This window comes from Paenibacillus lactis, from assembly GCF_017873605.1.
GTDB classification, from domain to species: Bacteria; Bacillota; Bacilli; order Paenibacillales; family Paenibacillaceae; genus Paenibacillus_AQ; species Paenibacillus_AQ lactis.
Genome location: NZ_JAGGKI010000003.1, coordinates 299,008 through 316,271, shown reverse-complemented (window position 1 = coordinate 316,271; position 17,264 = coordinate 299,008). Strand labels below are relative to the sequence as shown.

General features: G+C 55.2%; 17 protein-coding genes and 1 riboswitch. Of the genes, 12 read left to right on the top strand and 5 right to left on the bottom strand.

Features of this window, described 5'->3' with window-relative positions; genetic code table 11:
- Both J2Z18_RS07095 and J2Z18_RS07090 read left to right on the top strand, forming a co-directional pair.
- Window positions 1-1,065 (top strand): sulfate/molybdate ABC transporter ATP-binding protein, encoded by a 1,065-nt coding sequence (locus J2Z18_RS07095; RefSeq protein ID WP_028403719.1) that lies wholly within the window; start codon window positions 1-3, stop codon window positions 1,063-1,065.
- Window positions 1,066-1,096: 31 nt separating this feature from the next.
- Entirely contained in the window at window positions 1,097-2,152 is a 1,056-nt protein-coding gene (locus J2Z18_RS07090; protein WP_210094452.1) for a sulfate ABC transporter substrate-binding protein, read from the top strand.
- Between the two features lie 99 nt (window positions 2,153-2,251).
- Here J2Z18_RS07090 and J2Z18_RS07085 read toward each other — a convergent pair whose 3' ends face one another.
- Window positions 2,252-2,848 (bottom strand): GNAT family N-acetyltransferase, encoded by a 597-nt coding sequence (locus tag J2Z18_RS07085; protein WP_007127189.1) that lies wholly within the window; start codon window positions 2,846-2,848, stop codon window positions 2,252-2,254.
- A gap of 187 nt (window positions 2,849-3,035) precedes the next feature.
- Here J2Z18_RS07085 and J2Z18_RS07080 point away from each other — a divergent pair, with 187 nt between their 5' ends.
- From J2Z18_RS07080 to J2Z18_RS07060, 5 genes are all read left to right on the top strand, one after another.
- A complete protein-coding gene (locus J2Z18_RS07080; protein WP_210094451.1) occupies window positions 3,036-4,313 on the top strand; it encodes a serpin family protein in 1,278 nt (425 codons plus the stop codon).
- Between the two features lie 110 nt (window positions 4,314-4,423).
- On the top strand, window positions 4,424-5,449 hold the full coding sequence (locus J2Z18_RS07075) for a TIR domain-containing protein (protein ID WP_028403723.1): 1,026 nt from the start codon (window positions 4,424-4,426) through the stop codon (window positions 5,447-5,449).
- Window positions 5,446-5,685, top strand: a complete 240-nt coding sequence (locus tag J2Z18_RS07070) for a hypothetical protein (RefSeq protein ID WP_007127192.1) — start codon at window positions 5,446-5,448, stop codon at window positions 5,683-5,685. Before J2Z18_RS07075 ends, J2Z18_RS07070 begins: the two co-directional genes overlap by 4 nt.
- Before the next feature lie 237 nt (window positions 5,686-5,922).
- On the top strand, window positions 5,923-6,699 hold the full coding sequence (locus tag J2Z18_RS07065) for an MBL fold metallo-hydrolase (RefSeq protein ID WP_007127193.1): 777 nt from the start codon (window positions 5,923-5,925) through the stop codon (window positions 6,697-6,699).
- A gap of 347 nt (window positions 6,700-7,046) precedes the next feature.
- Window positions 7,047-7,811: a MerR family transcriptional regulator gene (locus J2Z18_RS07060; RefSeq protein ID WP_007127194.1), complete on the top strand. Its 765-nt coding sequence runs from the start codon at window positions 7,047-7,049 to the stop codon at window positions 7,809-7,811.
- Window positions 7,812-7,908: 97 nt separating this feature from the next.
- Here the strand turns inward: J2Z18_RS07060 and J2Z18_RS07055 are convergent, their stop codons facing one another.
- Complete coding sequence (locus J2Z18_RS07055) at window positions 7,909-8,715, bottom strand: Cof-type HAD-IIB family hydrolase (RefSeq protein ID WP_210094450.1); 807 nt, start codon at window positions 8,713-8,715, stop codon at window positions 7,909-7,911.
- Between the two features lie 59 nt (window positions 8,716-8,774).
- On the bottom strand, window positions 8,775-9,689 hold the full coding sequence (locus J2Z18_RS07050; RefSeq protein WP_028403724.1) for a DMT family transporter: 915 nt from the start codon (window positions 9,687-9,689) through the stop codon (window positions 8,775-8,777).
- 360 nt (window positions 9,690-10,049) lie between these two features.
- On the opposite strand from J2Z18_RS07050, the gene J2Z18_RS07045 reads away from it, so the two are divergent.
- Entirely contained in the window at window positions 10,050-10,763 is a 714-nt protein-coding gene (locus tag J2Z18_RS07045) for a metal-dependent hydrolase (protein WP_007127197.1), read from the top strand.
- A gap of 144 nt (window positions 10,764-10,907) precedes the next feature.
- Here the strand turns inward: J2Z18_RS07045 and lplA are convergent, their stop codons facing one another.
- Entirely contained in the window at window positions 10,908-11,909 is a 1,002-nt protein-coding gene (lplA, locus tag J2Z18_RS07040; RefSeq protein WP_144870359.1) for a lipoate--protein ligase, read from the bottom strand.
- Between the two features lie 161 nt (window positions 11,910-12,070).
- On the opposite strand from lplA, the gene cobD reads away from it, so the two are divergent.
- From cobD to J2Z18_RS07020, 4 genes are all read left to right on the top strand, one after another.
- The gene (gene cobD / locus J2Z18_RS07035) at window positions 12,071-13,195 is read left to right on the top strand and encodes a threonine-phosphate decarboxylase CobD (RefSeq protein WP_210094449.1); all 1,125 of its coding nucleotides are present in this window, start codon (window positions 12,071-12,073) and stop codon (window positions 13,193-13,195) included.
- A gap of 301 nt (window positions 13,196-13,496) precedes the next feature.
- On the top strand, window positions 13,497-14,234 hold the full coding sequence (locus J2Z18_RS07030) for an adenosylcobinamide amidohydrolase (protein ID WP_210094448.1): 738 nt from the start codon (window positions 13,497-13,499) through the stop codon (window positions 14,232-14,234).
- Complete coding sequence (gene cbiB / locus J2Z18_RS07025; RefSeq protein ID WP_210094447.1) at window positions 14,231-15,208, top strand: adenosylcobinamide-phosphate synthase CbiB; 978 nt, start codon at window positions 14,231-14,233, stop codon at window positions 15,206-15,208. The genes J2Z18_RS07030 and cbiB overlap by 4 nt, the downstream gene beginning before the upstream one ends.
- Window positions 15,205-16,206, top strand: coding sequence for a histidine phosphatase family protein (locus J2Z18_RS07020; RefSeq protein ID WP_210094446.1), 1,002 nt, complete (start codon window positions 15,205-15,207; stop codon window positions 16,204-16,206). Before cbiB ends, J2Z18_RS07020 begins: the two co-directional genes overlap by 4 nt.
- Window positions 16,207-16,259: 53 nt before the next feature.
- Here the strand turns inward: J2Z18_RS07020 and J2Z18_RS07015 are convergent, their stop codons facing one another.
- Window positions 16,260-16,775: a GNAT family N-acetyltransferase gene (locus J2Z18_RS07015; RefSeq protein WP_210094445.1), complete on the bottom strand. Its 516-nt coding sequence runs from the start codon at window positions 16,773-16,775 to the stop codon at window positions 16,260-16,262.
- 172 nt (window positions 16,776-16,947) lie between these two features.
- A riboswitch (cobalamin riboswitch) is annotated at window positions 16,948-17,157 on the top strand.
- The last annotated feature ends 107 nt before the right edge of the window (window positions 17,158-17,264 follow it).

Here is a 17,264-nt window from a genome sequence, read left to right as displayed (position 1 = left end):
ATGCATGTTGAAGTTCGCGATCTGAATAAGCATTTCGGTACGTTTCACGCGGTAAAGGATGTCAGCTTCGAAATCGAGAAGGGGCATCTGATCGGGCTTCTCGGTCCGAGCGGCGGCGGCAAAACCTCGATTCTGCGCATGCTGGCAGGGCTTGAGACCCCGGACTCGGGCCAGATTTCCTTTCACGGCCAGGTGGTCAACGACCTGCCGCCTCAGGAGCGGGGGATTGGATTCGTTTTTCAAAATTATGCATTGTTCAAGCATATGACCGTATATGACAACATCGCATTCGGCTTGAAGATTAAGAAAGAGCCGAAAGCCAGAATCAAAGACAAGGTGACGGAACTGGTGGAGCTCACCGGGCTCAAAGGATTCGAGCACAGATACCCGCATCAATTGTCAGGCGGCCAGCGCCAGCGCGTCGCCTTCGCAAGGGCACTAGCTCCGGAGCCGCAGCTGCTGCTCCTGGATGAGCCGTTCGCGGCGATCGATGCGAAGATTCGCCAGGAGCTCCGCTCCTGGCTGCGGGAGCTGATCGAGCGGGTGGGCATTACGTCCATTTTCGTTACCCATGACCAGGATGAGGCGATCGAGGTTGCGGATGAAATCATGATCATTAATCAGGGGCGGGTCGAGCAGAAGGGAACGCCTTGGGATATTTATAAGGAGCCGAAGACGCCGTTTGTTGCGTCCTTTATCGGCGAGTCCACCGTCATTGCCAGCGCCGGCGAGCTGAAGGGCTTCGAAGCGGCCGTGAACAAGCACGCTACGCGCGCGCTCATTCGGCCGGAATATATCGAGCTCGGCAGCGAGCATGATTTCCCGGTGCTGTCCGCAACGGAGACCGGGATCGTTCGCCATCTGCATTTCCGCGGAAGCGAATGGCTCGTTGAGGTCGAGGTTAAGGGCCATAAATTAATCACGTATCGTTCCTTGGAGAAGGAGACGCTGCATCCGGGGCAGCAAGTCCGGGTGCTCGTACATCGGGCTTATCTGTTCAATGAGGAGCACAGCTGGATTGAAGAGAATCGACTAAAGGTCGATCCGATGCCGATCATGATCTGACCGTTCTAACTATACGGAGGGAAGTGGTATCATGCGAATCTTGAGAAATCACCCTGCCTCATTCCTGCTGATCGGCATGGCGCTTCTCTTCGGCTTCCTGATCGCCGGATGCGCTGAGAAGGAGCCATCCCAAGAGGTAACCGTCCGGCCTGGCGAAAGGACGCTTGTCCTTGGCGCATACAGTGTCGCCCGGGACGCCATGCACGAGATTATTCCGGCCTTCCAGGAGAAGTGGAAGGAGCAGACGGGTGAGACGATCCGTTTTCAGGAATCGTACGAGGCATCCGGAACCCAGGCACGCGCGATTACAGGCGGTTTCGAAGCGGATGTGACACTGCTCGCCATGGAGGGGGACGTCGACAAGCTGGTCAGGTCGGGCCTGGTGTCGAAGGAGTGGAAGAATCAAGCTTATGGCGGCATGGTGACGCGCTCGATCGTCGTGCTGGGCACAAGGGAAGGAAACCCGAAAGGGATTCGGGATTTTGACGACCTCACGAAACCGGGCGTGAAAGTTCTGTATCCGAACCCGAAGACGTCGGGAGGCGCCCAGTGGGATATCAACGCCATTTACGGCGCAGGGCTGAAGCAGTCGGAAGCGAAGGGACAACGGGATCCTGCGGCAGCGAAGGCGTTTCTTGAAGCGGTGCATCGGAACGTGGAGTCGCTCGACAAGAGCGGCAGGGCGTCCATGGCTGCCTTTGAGTACGGGGTCGGCGATGTCATTGTCACGTATGAGAACGAACTGCTGGCACGCATCGCGCAAGGGGTGCCTTATGATATCGTGGTGCCGGAACACACGATGCTGATCGAGAATCCAGCCGTTGTGGTCGAGAAGTATGCCGAGGAGCACGGGACATCCGATGTGGCTGAAGCCTTCGTTCAATACTTGTATTCACCGGATGCGCAGCGCATCTTCGTCAAGCATGGCTTCCGCCCGGTAGAGGAAACGGTTTACGCCGAGACGAAGGACCGCTTCCCGAACCCGCCGGGGCTGTTCGATATCGAATATTTGGGGGGCTGGGATACCGTCCGCGAGACGCTGTATTCCAAGCGCGGCGTCTGGTATCAGGTGCTGGCCGGCTTGTAACCTCTTATAACCAGGATGCCGCATACGGAACGAGCCGGCGGGGGAGATCCCCGACCGGCTCGTTTTCGGTGTGTCCGCGCTTTGAATGCACGCAGCATGTTATTTGACAGAGTGGCCGATGCAGCTCGGGTTGCTTGAAGCTTTGCGTTCCTCCCACTCTTCCCTCAGTACGCCCATGCGAATGGAATCATAGTAAACCCCATTATAATATCTGCATTTTCTCATGCGTCCTTCCAGGCGCATCCCGATCTTCTCTGCACAGCGCATCATCCGTGGATTTCCGGACCAGGTCGTAATGCCGACCCGGGCGATATCGAGATGACGAAACAGGCAATCCACCCACAGGGACAGCGCCTCGGTTCCATAGCCTCCGCTCCAATGCTGCGGGTCATAAATGGTAATGCCCGCTTCCAGCCACTTCGAGGGCTCATGCTCCCAGTAGAAGGTCACGAGCCCAATCGTTTGACCTTGGACTTCAATGAGCAGATCACTGGGAAAACGACCGGATTCGAAATCGGAGCTCCACTGTGTTTCAAATACCTCATAGGAGACATGCTTTAAGGGAAAGTAGGGGGCGTCGTATTGTTTCCACATCGGGTTGTCAGTACCGTATATAAGCTCGTAGAGAACAGGCGTATCCTCCGGACGACGGGTTCGAAGCGTTACTAGCTTGCCTTGAATCACGATATTTTGCATATGTAGATCATTCCTCCGCTTTTTTGAAAAGACCGCAAACCGGTGCTTGATTGCACATCCATTGTACCTCCGCCTGGGGGGAATTACCAATGCAAATGGATAATGGCGCCATTGTATGCAACATTAGGATACATTAAAGCGTCTCTATAGGTTAGTAGCGAACTATCCATAAAAAGGGGCGTTTACCATGCGGAAATGGACGGTTATTGCCTGTGCTTGCTTGCTCATATGGCTTACTGCCTGCGGTCAGGGGGACAAGATTCAAACCGCTGGCGGGAAAAAGGAGGAGCAGCAGAAAAAAATCAAGGTGTTGTCGGAAGCGGAACGGAAAAACGTATTGGCCAAGGTCGATCAAGACATGACGCAAGCCGGGCGTGATTTTGCGCTGCGGCTGCATCAATCGCTCGCAACGGAGCTGGAACAAGAGAACTTGATTCTATCGCCTTACAGCATTACCCAAGCGCTTGCGCTGGCATACAACGGCGCTGCAGGGGATACGGCGGCCGAGATGTCCGCCATGCTCGGCTGGAAGGACCAGCCCCTGGCAGACGTCAATGAAGGGAACCACCAGCTATCAACGCTTCTGGAGCGCGGAAACGGCGTAGTCCTGAATGTGGCCAATTCCGTCTGGTATCAGCAGGGAGTGGCTATGAAGAAGGACTATCTGAACACGCTTCAAGACAGCTATGGGGCAGTAGTCAAAGGGACCCATTTAGGGGAAGACAAGGCTATGAACCAGATCAACGACTGGGTGAACAAGAAGACGGAAGGGATGATCCCCTCCATCTTTAGCGAGCCTCCAGGCGGCGTTGCTGTATTGATCAATGCGATCTATTTCAACGGGGGCTGGAAGGATGAATTCGATCCGGCGAATACCGTGGACGAGTCGTTTACCTTGGCCAACGGCAACAGTAAGCAAATTCCGATGATGAAGCGGGAAGGTAAATACGAATATAAGGAAGGGGAGGATTGGCAGGCCATTCGCATCCCGTATGCGGAAGGGCAGATGCATATGCTGGTCATCCTGCCGAAGGCGTCCTCTTCGCTTGCCACACTGCATCAGGAGCTGTGGGAGGATGCGTCAGCCTGGGAGGAAGGCTTCTCCTACGAAACGGTTAAGCTGAGCCTGCCGCGATTTAAGGCGGAACAGTCCTTTGAGCTGCCGAAAACGCTGCAAGGGCTCGGCATGGTCAAGGCATTCGATCCGCTTGAAGCGGATTTTACCGCCATGGCCGAAGGAGGAGACGGCTTCTACATCGACGAAGTGAAGCATAAAGCGGTCGTTGACGTCAGCGAAACCGGGACGAAAGCCGCTGCCGTTACCTCGGTTGGGGTTGTAGCGAGCGCGGAGCCTCCTTCCGAGCCAATCGAGATGGACGTCAACCGCCCGTTTTTCTTTGCGATCGAAGATCGGGACACGGGTTCATGGGTATTCATTGGGTCTGTATTTGATCCCCGGGCATAATATACAATAACGATTCAGACCCTCCCATTATTTTTACCCAAAAATAGGCAACTTTGTTATAATGATCGAATAAGACTAAAATGTATAACAAAGGGAGACTCGGATTGCCTATGTCCATGCCGAAACCGAAATTATTCATCGGCTCCTCCAGAGAGTCCATCAAGTATGCCCGAGCGATCCACGAACAGCTCAAACGGACGGCACAGGTGACACCCTGGTATGGCGGTACGTTCGGGGCGAACATGTATACGATGGAGGCTTTGGAGAAGCAGCTTGCGTCCAGTGACTTTGGTGTGTTCGTATTTGCTCCAGACGATGTGGCGTTGATTCGAGGCAAGCATGTCTTTGTAACCCGCGACAATACACTGTTTGAAATGGGCCTGTTCTGGGGAAGGCTCGGAAGGCGAAGGGTGTTCTGCATCATTCCCGATCACGTGGAGCCGGATGAGGAGTCCGTGCAGGACGTGACGGTTAAGGAATATCATCTGCTCTCCGATCTGCAGGGCATTACGCTGCTGGAATACGAGCTGCGAAGCGACAACGATTATAAATCGGCGGTGGATGTCGCATGCGGGCATATTATGCATGCAATCGAAGCGGAAGGAGCTTATATCAGCCCGAACGACGTGATTGAGCAGAAGGAATTGGAGCTTAGGCGCAAGCAGAGCGTGCTGCATTTTTTCTGGGAATATAACCGGAATGTGCATGTAACGGATGAAGCCGAGAAGTATCATGCGCTGAGTGAAGCCGTACGCAATTCCCTGCTGCCGCCCGGCAAAGGCGATTACCGGGTAACGGGGGCAGCCTTCTGGGCACGAAAAGGAGATGAGGGAATCGGGCATATTGGGGGTAATGTAGGAAGAGGGAGATTTTTCCCGTTTGGCGAGAATCGTTCCCCGAGCAACCAGTCGATTTATGTGATGGATGTCTATAATAGTGGAAAATGGGCATTTTATCACGAAGAGGAAGTTGCGCAGGTGTATGTGTTCTGCTATCCTTTAGGGGAGAATCATGTGCTGTCGGTGCATTTTACAGGACATGACGTTCTTTCGGAGGACGAACTCGCGGAGATTGTGGAACAGAACCGTGAGCTGCTTCGTACCATCAGGCATTTAGTTGGAGGGGATTCGCCATGAGCAGGAATGAGAGGAAAAAAACAACTTCATCAAGTCAGCCGCAAGAGTCCGCCAATGGGAGCTGGGTGGTTCGGGGACCGGTGCCGATGCTGAGTACGCTGAAATCGCGTAATCGAAAGGTAAGGCGCCAGAGCAAGAATAGCGTATATGTCGGCCCTTCGGTTGAAGGTGTAGATAAGAAATATGTCAAGGTTATCAGCGGAGCCGTTGATGATAATAAGCCCTCATTTGCTTAGATCATAAGGTTGCTAAATGGATTGCTAAGGCTTGATAAGAATAAAAGACAGGAGACCGCTTGGCATGGGCCGGGGCGGTTTTTTGTTCATTTGAAGGGCTGCTTTCGCTTGCTTTTGGGCAAGGGAGGTTTGGAGCGACGCGATCCGTACCCGGGAACGAGATCCGCGGGACAAGCGTTCACCAAGAAACCAGGAACTCCTAGTTAGATAGATGCGGTTAGAACGGAGGAGATGCAGATGGAGGATCGGCTTACTTTTTTAGGCACGGGGGATGCGATGGGAGTCCCTCGGGTGTATTGTGATTGCCAGGTCTGTAGGGAGGCACGAGAGACGGGGATGAATCGCCGGCTTCGTTCCTCGGTGCTGGTGGAGGGCGGCGGAGAGGAATTCATCATCGATTGCGGACCGGATTGGCGCTTCATGATGGAGCGCCTCGGCAAGCGAAAGGTGAGGGACATGCTGATTACCCATGCCCATTTCGACCATATCGGCGGACTTCCGGAATGGAGCGATGCGTGCCGGTGGCTTGGGGAGAAAGGGCGGCTATACGCGCCGGCCGAGGTGGTGGAGCAGATTGTCCGGCAATACCCGTGGCTGCCGCGGCAGATGGAGATGACCGCTGTGGATGATGGAGTGACGCTATGCGGCTGGGCCATAACCTGCTGGAAAGTAAACCATGGCAAGAACGGCTTCAGTTACGCGTACCGATTCCGCAAGGGCGATTATCATTGGGTATACAACTCCGATTCCATTAACCTGAGCGCCGGGGAAAAGGAACCCCTGCACGGCCTCGATCTGCTTGTGCTGGGGACCAGCTTCGTGCATGAAACGGCACCTTTTGAGACGCGCTCCGTCTATGACATGAGGGAAGCCGCGGAGCTGCTGTCCGAGGTAAAGCCGCGCCAGACGATCTATACCCATATGTCCCATGATGTGGACCTGCGGAAGGCCCTCCCGCTGCCCGAAGGGGTTCGCGTGGCGAAGGCGGGCATGACGGTGGGCTTGCACAAGTAAAGGGTAGGAGCGCAGCAAATCCGTTGGGCTTCACCCCTATACAGATCGAAACCAGATGGCCGTGCCCGGATGTTGTCCGTGCGCGGCTATTTCTTGTTTAGGTGATTCGAAGGGAGCGGGGCAGGATCGGGCATCGAAGCAGCGGAGGGAACGAATCGATACACGGTATACCAACCACTATACAACATTGATGCAAGTGAGAAGATGGGTAGCTTGTGCCCCTTTCGATTCCGTGCTTTTATATTTTGGAACCTTATCAAAGAGCTTTAAGGTTGAATTTTAAGGTTTGCAAGAGCCTCGTGTTTCTGGTACAGTAGGTTCTCAATCGGAAGAGGGAGGGAAGCCGCATGCCTTTTTACAAGCCGAAGGAAATTGCCGATGAACTCGGGATCAGCACAAGCGCGTTAAGACATTATGAATCCTGGGGCGTCGTGCCTGCACCGGAACGGAGCGCGAACGGGTACCGTTTATATACGCAAGTGCATCTCGCTTATTTCCGCTGCCTTCGGGCCATGTTTCCCGGATTCGGATACGCAGTTACCTACGAGGTGCTTCGTCATGTACAAAATGGAGAGCTGGACGCAGCGTTATGGCTCGTGAATGCGGAGCAAGTCAAGCTTATGCAGGAGAAGAAAACCGCCGACGAAACGCTGGCCATGCTGGAAAATCCGGAGCTGCCCATTGAGAATCAGAAGAAGCTGAAGCCGGTCATGACCATCGGTGAGGTGGCCGAAGCAACGCATGTGGAACCCTCAGCCATCCGTCATTGGGAGAAGGAGGGGGTGCTGACACCCGATCGGAATCCCGAGAACGGATACCGGCTGTATACGCCGAAGCATGTTCGTCAAGTTCTGCTGATCCGATCGCTGCGAACGACCGTATTTTTTCTCGATAAAATCAAAGAGATTGTCCAGGTGGTGGAGAACCAGAGCATCGACCATGCCAGAAAGCTGCTGAAGCAAGCGCTGGCCGGCATTCATCAGCGGAATCGTCGGCAGTATATCGGGATTCAGAAATTGATGGAGTTGTGCATTGAGGTGGGGCTCATGGGGGCGGACGAGTCCGCGGAGCACAAGCCGATTCATACATTTGATCCGGAGCGGGACCGTTAGCTGAAGTCGGAGGGGTAGAGGAATTCGCTTGATACAGGTTCGTGAACATAGAACAAGCCCCCGTCAGAGACGGAGGCTTGTTGCAGCATTATATACATTAGCTCGGGTTGAGGATAAAGGTATCAATGACGTGCTTGACGCCGTCCTCGTTATTGCTCTTCGTCACAAAATCGGCGATTACTTTCAGCGGCTCAATGGCATTGCCCATCGCAACGCCAAGTCCTGCCGCTTCGAGCATTTCATGGTCATTCCAGGAGTCCCCGATCGCGATGGTTTCTTTCAGGTCGCAGCCGAAATGATTGGCCAGGAACGTAAGCGCATGGCCTTTCGTCCCCTCTTTATGCATGAACTCCAGAAAATGCGGCTTCGATTTCGTAATATGCACGTCTTCGCCCAGCAGCTCGCGGAAGATAGGGATGAGCTCGTCCAACACGTCCGGATCATCGATAATAAGCATTTTCGGGGTTGGCTGCTTCACCATCTTCATAAAGTCCGGCTCTATATAATAAGGGGTCCGGTTCAGTGCGCAGTAGTCGATCAGCTTTTGGTTTTCCTCACGGGCATAGAGCTTGTCGTCGATATAGGTCTGCAGATGAAGATTGTGCTCCACGCAGTATTCATAGAGCTTAACGGCGGCATCGATCGGGAAATAGCGCTCGTACAGCACCTTTTCGTCCAGCAGGTTTTTGATGAGGGCACCTTGATAGGTAATGATCGGAACGTTAAGTCCGGTTTGTCTGGCTATCGCTTGGGCTGATGCATAGGCACGCCCCGTAGCGAGCGTGACAACGACGCCCTTCGAAACGGCCTCTTCCAGTGCTTGCTGGACCCCGGGCGTAACCTCCTTGTCATCATTGATCAGCGTGTCGTCGATATCGATGGCCATCAGTTTGTAGGTTGTCATGGTCTTCTCTCCTTTGGTCGGTCTCTGGTCTCTATCTGTATCTGCCTTCTATTGTACCTCTAAACGGCCTCCGATTGTACCTTTGGCGGCACGGATTTCAATTCCGCAACCACCATCCCGGCCAAAATGCATACACAGCCGATACCGCCGATGAATGTAAGCCGCTCGCCCGCGAACAAAATGCCGGTCAGCGCGGCAAAAACAGGCTCTGTCGCGAAAATGATCGCGACCCTGGACGGCGTCGTATACTTCTGGCATACCGTCTGGATCCAGAAGGCAAAAGCGCTTGTGGGCCCGATCGATACGGCCAGTGCCCACAGCACATGGGGCCGGGTCAGCTGCTCAAAGAGGGCAGCGGGATCCGAAACAGGCTCCGTCAAGGCAGAAGCGGCGAGGCTAAGCAGTCCGACGACCGCCATTTGCAGCGCCGCGAGCGGCAGGGCAGGGTAGCGTCCGGCATAGATCCCCGTATAACCGATATGCAGCGCAAAACCGATTGCGCATACAAAGATGAGGAGGTCACCGCGGTTCAGGCTCATGCCCGATCCGGAGAAGGTCAACAAGTACAGCCCTGCCGCTGCAAGCAGCGCGCTGAACCAGGTATACTTGGAAATCGAATGCCGAAGCAGAGCAAAGGACAGGAAGGGCACCAGCACAACGGATAGTCCGGTGATGAACCCCGCGTTCGAGGTCGTTGTGTACAGCAATCCCGCGGTTTGAAAGGCATAGCCTATGAATAAAAAAAGGCCCAGCACGCACGAGTGCAGGAGCATTTTAAGGGTCATTTCCTTCCATTGGCTCCGATAGAAGACGGTAATGATGATGGCCAGCAGCAAGGCGGCGCCGAGAAAACGGACGCTGTTGAAAGCCATGGGCGGAAGCACGCGTACCGCATGCTGAACGATGAGAAACGTACATCCCCACATCATGGCGACCAGAAGGAGGCTGAGATCGGCAGCGCGAGATCGGTTCACGATGGTGTCATCCTTTCAAATTCGTATGTAAATGTTATCTAGCATAATGAAAAGCCCGGATGCGACCGGAGCGGGCTAGTCGTTAAAGCTGCTGCACCCCAAGCGCTCGGGATCAGACGTCATTTCTTGGCTGGGTCTGGCATCGCAGTGCAGGCAAGTGATCAAATTGTATCCCAAAATGAAGAATCGGACAACCGTTTCAAGGGGTCCTCAGATGGAAGGTCTGGACAAAAAGAGGATGATTTTGCTATACTATTAAACCGAACGTATATTCGCTTTCGGGTGATTGTGAAGCGGGTATACAGCGCTATTATAGGACTCCAAGACACATGGAAGAGCTGAGAAAGGAAGAATTGCATCATGATGGGAAGAGCACATTTAATTATCAGCACAGGGGTCACGTTATCGGTTATGGGCATGAGCGGGGTTCAGGTGACGCTGCCCGCCGCCGCGGTGGCCTTAGTCAGCTCGCTGCTTCCCGATATTGACGAGCCGAATTCCCTGCTGGTTCGCAAGGCCATTCCTGCCGAAATACTGCGCCTGCTGCAGCTGGCCATGATCGGGGCGGCTCTATTCGTATTGTTCTATGGCCGCGACTATGCGCCCTGGAATTTCGCCTTGGCCGGACTAATCGGGGTTGTATCCTTTCTGCCAAGCAGGACGCTTCGGCATGTCGTCATGTTTCTGATCGGGCTTGGCCTTATCGCCTTCGGACAAGGCTTCAGTCCATGGAACCTGATTGCAGGCAGCGTACTGATCGTGGCCTCGCTTGTCACCCATCGCGGGTTCACGCACACGATTTACGCCGCTTGCGGCTGGTGCGCGCTCCTGTATTTTGCCTCACAGGGCAAGGAGGGAGCGGAAAGCCTGTGGTTTGCCGGGGGCTTGTCGTATTCCATCCATTTGCTCTCCGATGCCTTGACGAATCGAGGCATTCGGCCGCTGCCGCCGCTGAAATGGCGAATCAAGCTGAAGATCATGAGCACGGGGAGCCGCTGGGGCCGCACGGTGGAGAATATTTGCATTCTGCTGACGCTGGTGCTGTTGTGGTACGTGTTCATGGCATCGGGCTAATCCCGTTCGGAGGAAGCCTTAAGGAACAACCTCGGTCCGTTAGATGTATGCGGATAAAACGGACAAAGAGAAGACCCGCCCACAGCAGCGAGCGATTGCGCTTTCGCTGAAGGGCGGGTCTGTTTGTGCCGCTTGGGGAGGATGCTATTCCTCGAGGAAGATGAGTCCTACCAGATCGTCCATTTCGAGGTTGCCGAAATAGTGCTTGACGTCAACGCCGGACAAGGCGGCGCGAACGGTTTGCTCCTCGTATTTTTTGCCGCGGAGGAGGTTTTCGATATCGGCGACATCGCCTACACCGAAGAAATCCCCGTAAATTTTAATTTCTCCGATATGCCCCTCACGGATATCCATCCGGATATCAATAATGCCGACCGGAAATTTCTTGGCATGCTTTACGTTGCTCTCCGGCGACAGGCCGTAGTTCCAATCCCAATTCTGATAACGCTCTTTGGAGATTTGATTGATGATCTCCCAATCCTTGTCCTGCAGCACATACTGCGGCACCTGATCCGGCTCCATGCCAAAAATGGAACGCAGCAGCTCTGCGCGGAACTCCTCGATCGTCATGTCGGTGCCGAGCAGCTCTTTGATGTTGGCTACGCGGCTGCGCACCGATTTCGTGCTCTTGGATTTGAATTTTTCCGGATTAGCGTTCAAGGAAGCTTGTACATCATCCAGGTTCAAATCGAACATGAGCGTTCCGTGGCTGAACATGCGCCCGCGGGTGGAGAATTGGGCATTGCCCGATATCTTCTTCTCGCCGACCTGAAGGTCATTGCGGCCGCTTAATTCTGCAGGCACGCCCATTTTTCGCAAAAAGTCGATGACAGGCTGCGTGAACTTCAGGAAATTGTGGAAGGATTGGCCGTCATCCTTCGTAATAAAGCTGAAATTGAGGTTGCCGAGGTCATGATACACCGCGCCTCCGCCGGACAGCCGGCGAACGACCTGGATGTTGTTGTTGCGGACGTACTCCTGATTGATTTCCTCAATCGTATTCTGATGCTTCCCGATAATGATGGAAGGCTTATTAATGTAAAAGAGAAGGTAGCTCTCGTCCATGGACAAGTGCTTCAAGGCGTATTCTTCAATCGCCAGATTGATGGCGGGATCGTGGATTCCCTGATTATCGATAAACAGCATAACATCCTCCGTCGTTACATGTATTTAGATTGGAATTGCTTCTTATTCACTTATTGTAAACCAATTGCAGTGCGAAAGACAAAGCATTCCGTATTGACGTTTGGGTGAAGGTACCCACATAATGATGGCATTGCGAGCAGCAAGTACAGGAGGCGTGAGAAATGACGGAAACCAAGCAGTCTTGGATCGAAGTATACGGTCACGGAGGCGATATCGAGACGGCCGCGGCGAGGTTTGGACAAAGGGCGGAGGCTATTCTCGACTACAGTGCCAACATTAATCCATTAGGCCCTCCGGTGGAAGTTATCGCAGCATTGCGGGATGGTCTGAGAGCGGTCATTCGTTACCCCGACCCGGGGCATCGCCGGTTCAAGGCGATGCTTGCCGAGCACGTGGGAGCCGGGACCGAAAATATTCTGGTCGGAAACGGTGCCGCCGAATGCATGGCCCTGCTCTTGCTGGCACTAAGGCCTGAGATTGTCGGCGTCGTGGATCCCTGTTTCTCGGAATACCGCGAATTGGCTCTTAAGTTCGGAGCGGATATACGCTCCGTAAGCGGCGAGATGGAAGGGGCATGGCGCGCGTCCAGCCGGCGGATCATGGAGCTGTTGTCCGGCTGTGACCTGGTGTTCCTGGGACAGCCGAACAACCCGAACGGCGTACAGTACAGCCTGGAAGACATCCGGGCAATCGCAGGGGAGGCGCAGCGGCTGGGTACGTGGCTCGTGCTGGATGAAGCGTTCATGGATTTCATTCCGCATGGAGAGAGGCAGACGCTGCTGCCGGAGCTGTCCTCTTATTCAAGGACCGTCATTATAAGATCGATGACCAAGTTCTATGCGATACCGGGACTGCGCCTCGGTTATGCGGTCGGCCATCCGGACGTCATCCAGTCCATGTCAGCCATGCAAGTGACATGGAGCGTCAACGGACTGGCCCTGCTGGCAGGGGAAGCCTGTCTAAGAAGCGGCAGCGAGTATGAGCGGCGAACCCTGGAGCTGATCCATGGCGAGCGTTTGAGGCTCACCGACGGGCTGCAGGCGCTCGGTGTGGACGTGACGCCAGGGGAAGTCAACTATTTGCTGGGAGAGCTGCCGACCGGTTGGACGGCAGCGGCATTTCAAACGGCAATGGGCATGCGCGGTGTCCTGATTCGCAGCTGCGCCATGTATCCCGGACTGGGAGAACGCCATTTCCGCCTGGCTGTAAAGGATGGGGAATCCAACAGCAGGCTGCTGCAAACCGCTGCGGAAGTGCTCCAGGGCTCGGCTCGGCCGGAGGCGTGAAGGGCGGCGACCTACGTTCCACAGTGTCGAGGCAGCAAGCCTAAGCTAGCGTTACCTGAGGGACAATCGGGTTCGAAGAACAGATATGCATCTCGAATTCACCAGTCTCCCTTGAATACTGCAGTGATGGCGAGGAACGAGCCAAGCGGGTGGGGAATATGGACAACCAGCCCTCCAAGCATGCCCCACCAAGCATCGTGCATACAGGGAGAAGTATGCACGATCTTTAAACTCCCCCGTCACTTCGCAGTGACTTTAACCGGGGAGCCATTTCAAATGTTTAGAGCAGGGAGAGATAGACGTGGCAGTACCTTTTTTGCACATGACGGAGCCGTGCAGATATTCGTCCGCCGTATGGCCCGGCCTGATCGTTTCATCCGAGGGCTACCCGGAGCACCCGCATATCCGCATATCGCTCCCGCAGCCGGCGGATGCCTTGGGCAGCGCGGTGTATGGCGGAGGCTATGCAAGACTGAATCATATCGTTAACCGGTATGTGGACCGGCGCTACGATTGCAGTGATCCCGTGAAGGACATGCACAGCTTCATTCGCGGCTGCGGATACCCGGAGGATGCGACGGCCGGGTTATTAACCGCCGTCCGGCTGAAATATACGTCAATCTGGGAGGAGGGCGGCTCCCAGGCTTCCATTCTGTGCTGCACAACGGCCGGAACAGGCAATGCTGCGCGGGCAGGCATCAACCGGACCACCTTCGCCGCCTATCAGCCTGGCACGATCAATATCATGCTGATGATCGACGGGAGGATGACGCCTGCCTGCATGGTGAACGCGATCCTGACCGCTACGGAAGCGAAAGCGGCAGCGCTCGGTGATTTGGGGATTGCGGATCACGAAACCGGGGCTGCTGCTACCGGGACGACGACCGATGCGATCGTGCTCGCCGTCAGCGGGAATGAAGCCTACGGGGTGGAGCACCGCTATGCCGGCACCGCAACCGATCTTGGCGGTATGATTGGACGCCTCGTGTATAACAGCGTTACCGAAAGCCTTCGGACAGAAAGAGATGAGCGGTCATGACCGCGGTCTGGATCCTATGGGCGGCCGTTGTAATCGACCTGCTGATCGGTGACCCCAGATGGCTTCCGCACCCGGTTATCGGCATGGGTAAAGCGATCCGCGCAGTGGAGAAGCTGATTCGCTCCCGTACCCAATCGCCGGCAGGCTTGAAGCGAGCCGGCATTCTGCTCCCGCTGATCGTTGCAGGCGGTTCATATGCAATCACGCTGCTGCTCCTGATGCTGTGTGCCTTTATTCATCCTTGGCTGGCCGCAGGTGCAGAGGCGGTGCTCATTGCGACAACCATCGCGGTAAAAGGGCTGCGCGATGCCGGCCTTGAGGTTTACGGCCACCTTCGTGCCGGCGATCTACCGGCTGCCCGCCGCTCGCTGGGCATGATCGTAGGAAGGGACACGGCCCATTTGGATGAGCCGGAAATCGTGCGGGGAACGGTGGAGACGGTGGCGGAAAATATCGTCGATGCGGTCATCTCCCCGCTGCTGTATGCCCTCATCGGCGGGGCGCCCTTGGCGATGGCTTACCGGGCGGTGAACACGCTTGATTCGATGGTCGGGTATAAGAATGAGAAATACGAGCATATTGGCTGGGCATCGGCCCGGCTGGATGATGTCGCGAACTGGATTCCCGCCCGGCTGACGGCGGGGCTGGTGGCCATCTCGGCCGCGATGTTCTCCTTGCCATGGCGCAAGTCCATCGCAATGGTCCGAAGAGATGCGAGGAAACACCCGAGCCCAAACAGCGGATTTCCGGAATCGGCGGTGGCCGGTGCGCTCGGCATTCGCCTTGGCGGGGAAAATTCTTATCAAGGGATCGTTTCGTTCCGGGCATATATGGGAGATCCGGAGCGGGCGCTGAATGCGGAGGACATCCGCATCACGACCCGGCTGCTCCTCGCGGCTTCGGTGATTTTTACCGTGATCGGCACCGCCGTATTGGCGATCGTTATCGCCGCAGGCGGGGGAGCATGGGTATGAGGGAGCCGAAGGATATCGTGAATGCAAACGATGAGGACGTAGGACTGGATGCAATACAAAGCAATAAGGCAATTGACGCAAACGCCGCATTGGAAGCGATCGATGGGGATCAGGCAAAAGCCTTGAACGAAGCGAACGACGTGAATGAGGCGATAGACGCGATTGATGCAAAAGACGCAAAAGACGCAAAAGACGCAAAAGACGCAAAGGACGCAAAGGATGCAAAGGACGTGAAAAATGCACATCCTGCACACTTTGCATACCATACGGAGGATAAGAGGGATATTCAACTACTTGAAAAAGATACGAGTCCGCTGCAGGTTGTCCTGCACCTGGTCCGGCACGGCGTTACGCGGTGGAATCAGGAGCGGCGATACCTTGGCCATGAGGATCAGGGCGTGATCTCCGCGGAGCTGGAACAGCTGGCCCCGCTGGCGCGGCGGCTCCAAGGCCTGCAATGGGCACGCGTATACTGCAGCGACCTGCTCAGATGCAAGCAGACCCTTCGCTATTTGCTGACTGGTGACGAGGTCCATAGCCCGGGTCTAATCGGGAATACGGAAGTTTTGCCAATTCCGGGAGCGGTGTATGACCGCAGGCTGCGCGAGCTTCATTTCGGGGAGTGGGAGGGGAAAACCTACGAGGATTTGAAGAATAACCCGTTATATCGCCGCTGGATTGAGAACCCTGCAGCTGTTACTCCGCCGGGCGGAGAGAGCTGGGAAGCCTTCGCGTCCCGGATTCAGCATTTTTTGGCGGGATTGCACCAAGATCTATGCCGCAGCTTTGAGAATGACGAGAACGGTGAAGCCAGGGGCCGGGATTCCAAAAGAATTCCCGACTTGCTGGTCGTCACGCATGGCGGCGTGATTCGCCAGATCGCGGCGGCTACGGTTCCGGATACCCCTTTTTGGAGCCTGCGCATCCTGCCGGGTGAGGAGCTGAGGCTGAAGCTGGCATGGAACGGACAGAGCTGGCAGGGTAAGATAATGGGCTGACAGCCCTGCCATACCAATGGGCAAGCAGCGTAGGCAATCCATAAGAGGACACATCAATGGAGCGCCAGATCGAGATGCAGTATATGCTGGATGCCTTGCACGCCCATAACCCGGTATCCCCGGTCCCGGTAGCCGGCTCGGATATAGACGTGACGGGCATGCTCGTTACGGGCATTCACCGCCAGGGCAACCTCGTTCACTCCCGGCAGGCGCGAGCGAATGAATTCGGGCAGCAGGCGCATGGCAGCTTGCCCATAGCCCCGCCCCTGCTCCTTGTGATCAACGGACAGGGCGCGAAGGAGCACGGCGCTTTGGTTCGGCGTATAACGCGCGATACGTTCCCCGCGATCCAGGATGAAGAAGGCGACGGGCTTATCCGCCGCGAGCAGAACGACCGGCAGCTTGTCTTCTGTAGGGGGATTGCCGAGCTTCTTCAACGCTTCGTCCGGAAGCGAAGTGAATCTTCGCTGGTGCTCCGGGAGGGAGAATTGGCCCAGCACCGGAAGATGCTCGGGTTCGAGGACGGTCAGACGGAGCCTCTCCGGCTTATGGTTTGAAGGAATATTCATCACGGATTCACTTCCCTTTTTCAAAAAGATGTGATTTCAGGCGAATAATGAACGATAACAAGAACTTTCAGTACCATTATACTCGAAGAATGGGTGAATCCTTTAGTTGTAAGGGCAGGGGTTATCCCCTATAATCTTGTTCAGAGAAATCCAGCTTGGCTATATAAGCATGATTCATATGATTTGCGAGGGTCCTGGACAGGCAGCCGGTATTGACGGCCTGCCTTTCGGGTTAATAGGGAAGCCGGTGCAAATCCGGCACGGTCCCGCCACTGTGAAGCAGGAGACTTCCCCTTATGCCACTGAGCGCTAATGCGCTTGGGAAGGCGGAGAAGTCGTTAGGCCTGTAAGTCAGGAGACCTGCCCTCGGCAATGAATGACGGTCCTTCGAGGAGAGGATTACGTTCACTTGGACCCGTTTTGATCGCGGGAGCGGCAGGAGCTGTCGAGGTACGGTTTTCCGGCAATAAGCTGCTTTGTTGATGATCA

Excerpts from the sequence above, each read along its gene's own strand:
- J2Z18_RS07095 (WP_028403719.1), top strand. The coding sequence starts at position 1 with ATGCATGTTGAAGTTCGCGATCTGAATAAGCATTTCGGTACGTTTCAC.
- J2Z18_RS07090 (WP_210094452.1), top strand. The coding sequence starts at position 1,097 with ATGCGAATCTTGAGAAATCACCCTGCCTCATTCCTGCTGATCGGCATG.
- J2Z18_RS07085 (WP_007127189.1), bottom strand. The coding sequence starts at position 2,848 with ATGCAAAATATCGTGATTCAAGGCAAGCTAGTAACGCTTCGAACCCGT.
- J2Z18_RS07080 (WP_210094451.1), top strand. The coding sequence starts at position 3,036 with ATGCGGAAATGGACGGTTATTGCCTGTGCTTGCTTGCTCATATGGCTT.
- J2Z18_RS07075 (WP_028403723.1), top strand. The coding sequence starts at position 4,424 with ATGTCCATGCCGAAACCGAAATTATTCATCGGCTCCTCCAGAGAGTCC.
- J2Z18_RS07070 (WP_007127192.1), top strand. The coding sequence starts at position 5,446 with ATGAGCAGGAATGAGAGGAAAAAAACAACTTCATCAAGTCAGCCGCAA.
- J2Z18_RS07065 (WP_007127193.1), top strand. The coding sequence starts at position 5,923 with ATGGAGGATCGGCTTACTTTTTTAGGCACGGGGGATGCGATGGGAGTC.
- J2Z18_RS07060 (WP_007127194.1), top strand. The coding sequence starts at position 7,047 with ATGCCTTTTTACAAGCCGAAGGAAATTGCCGATGAACTCGGGATCAGC.
- J2Z18_RS07055 (WP_210094450.1), bottom strand. The coding sequence starts at position 8,715 with ATGACAACCTACAAACTGATGGCCATCGATATCGACGACACGCTGATC.
- J2Z18_RS07045 (WP_007127197.1), top strand. The coding sequence starts at position 10,050 with ATGATGGGAAGAGCACATTTAATTATCAGCACAGGGGTCACGTTATCG.
- lplA (WP_144870359.1), bottom strand. The coding sequence starts at position 11,909 with ATGCTGTTTATCGATAATCAGGGAATCCACGATCCCGCCATCAATCTG.
- cobD (WP_210094449.1), top strand. The coding sequence starts at position 12,071 with ATGACGGAAACCAAGCAGTCTTGGATCGAAGTATACGGTCACGGAGGC.
- cbiB (WP_210094447.1), top strand. The coding sequence starts at position 14,231 with ATGACCGCGGTCTGGATCCTATGGGCGGCCGTTGTAATCGACCTGCTG.
- J2Z18_RS07020 (WP_210094446.1), top strand. The coding sequence starts at position 15,205 with ATGAGGGAGCCGAAGGATATCGTGAATGCAAACGATGAGGACGTAGGA.
- J2Z18_RS07015 (WP_210094445.1), bottom strand. The coding sequence starts at position 16,775 with ATGAATATTCCTTCAAACCATAAGCCGGAGAGGCTCCGTCTGACCGTC.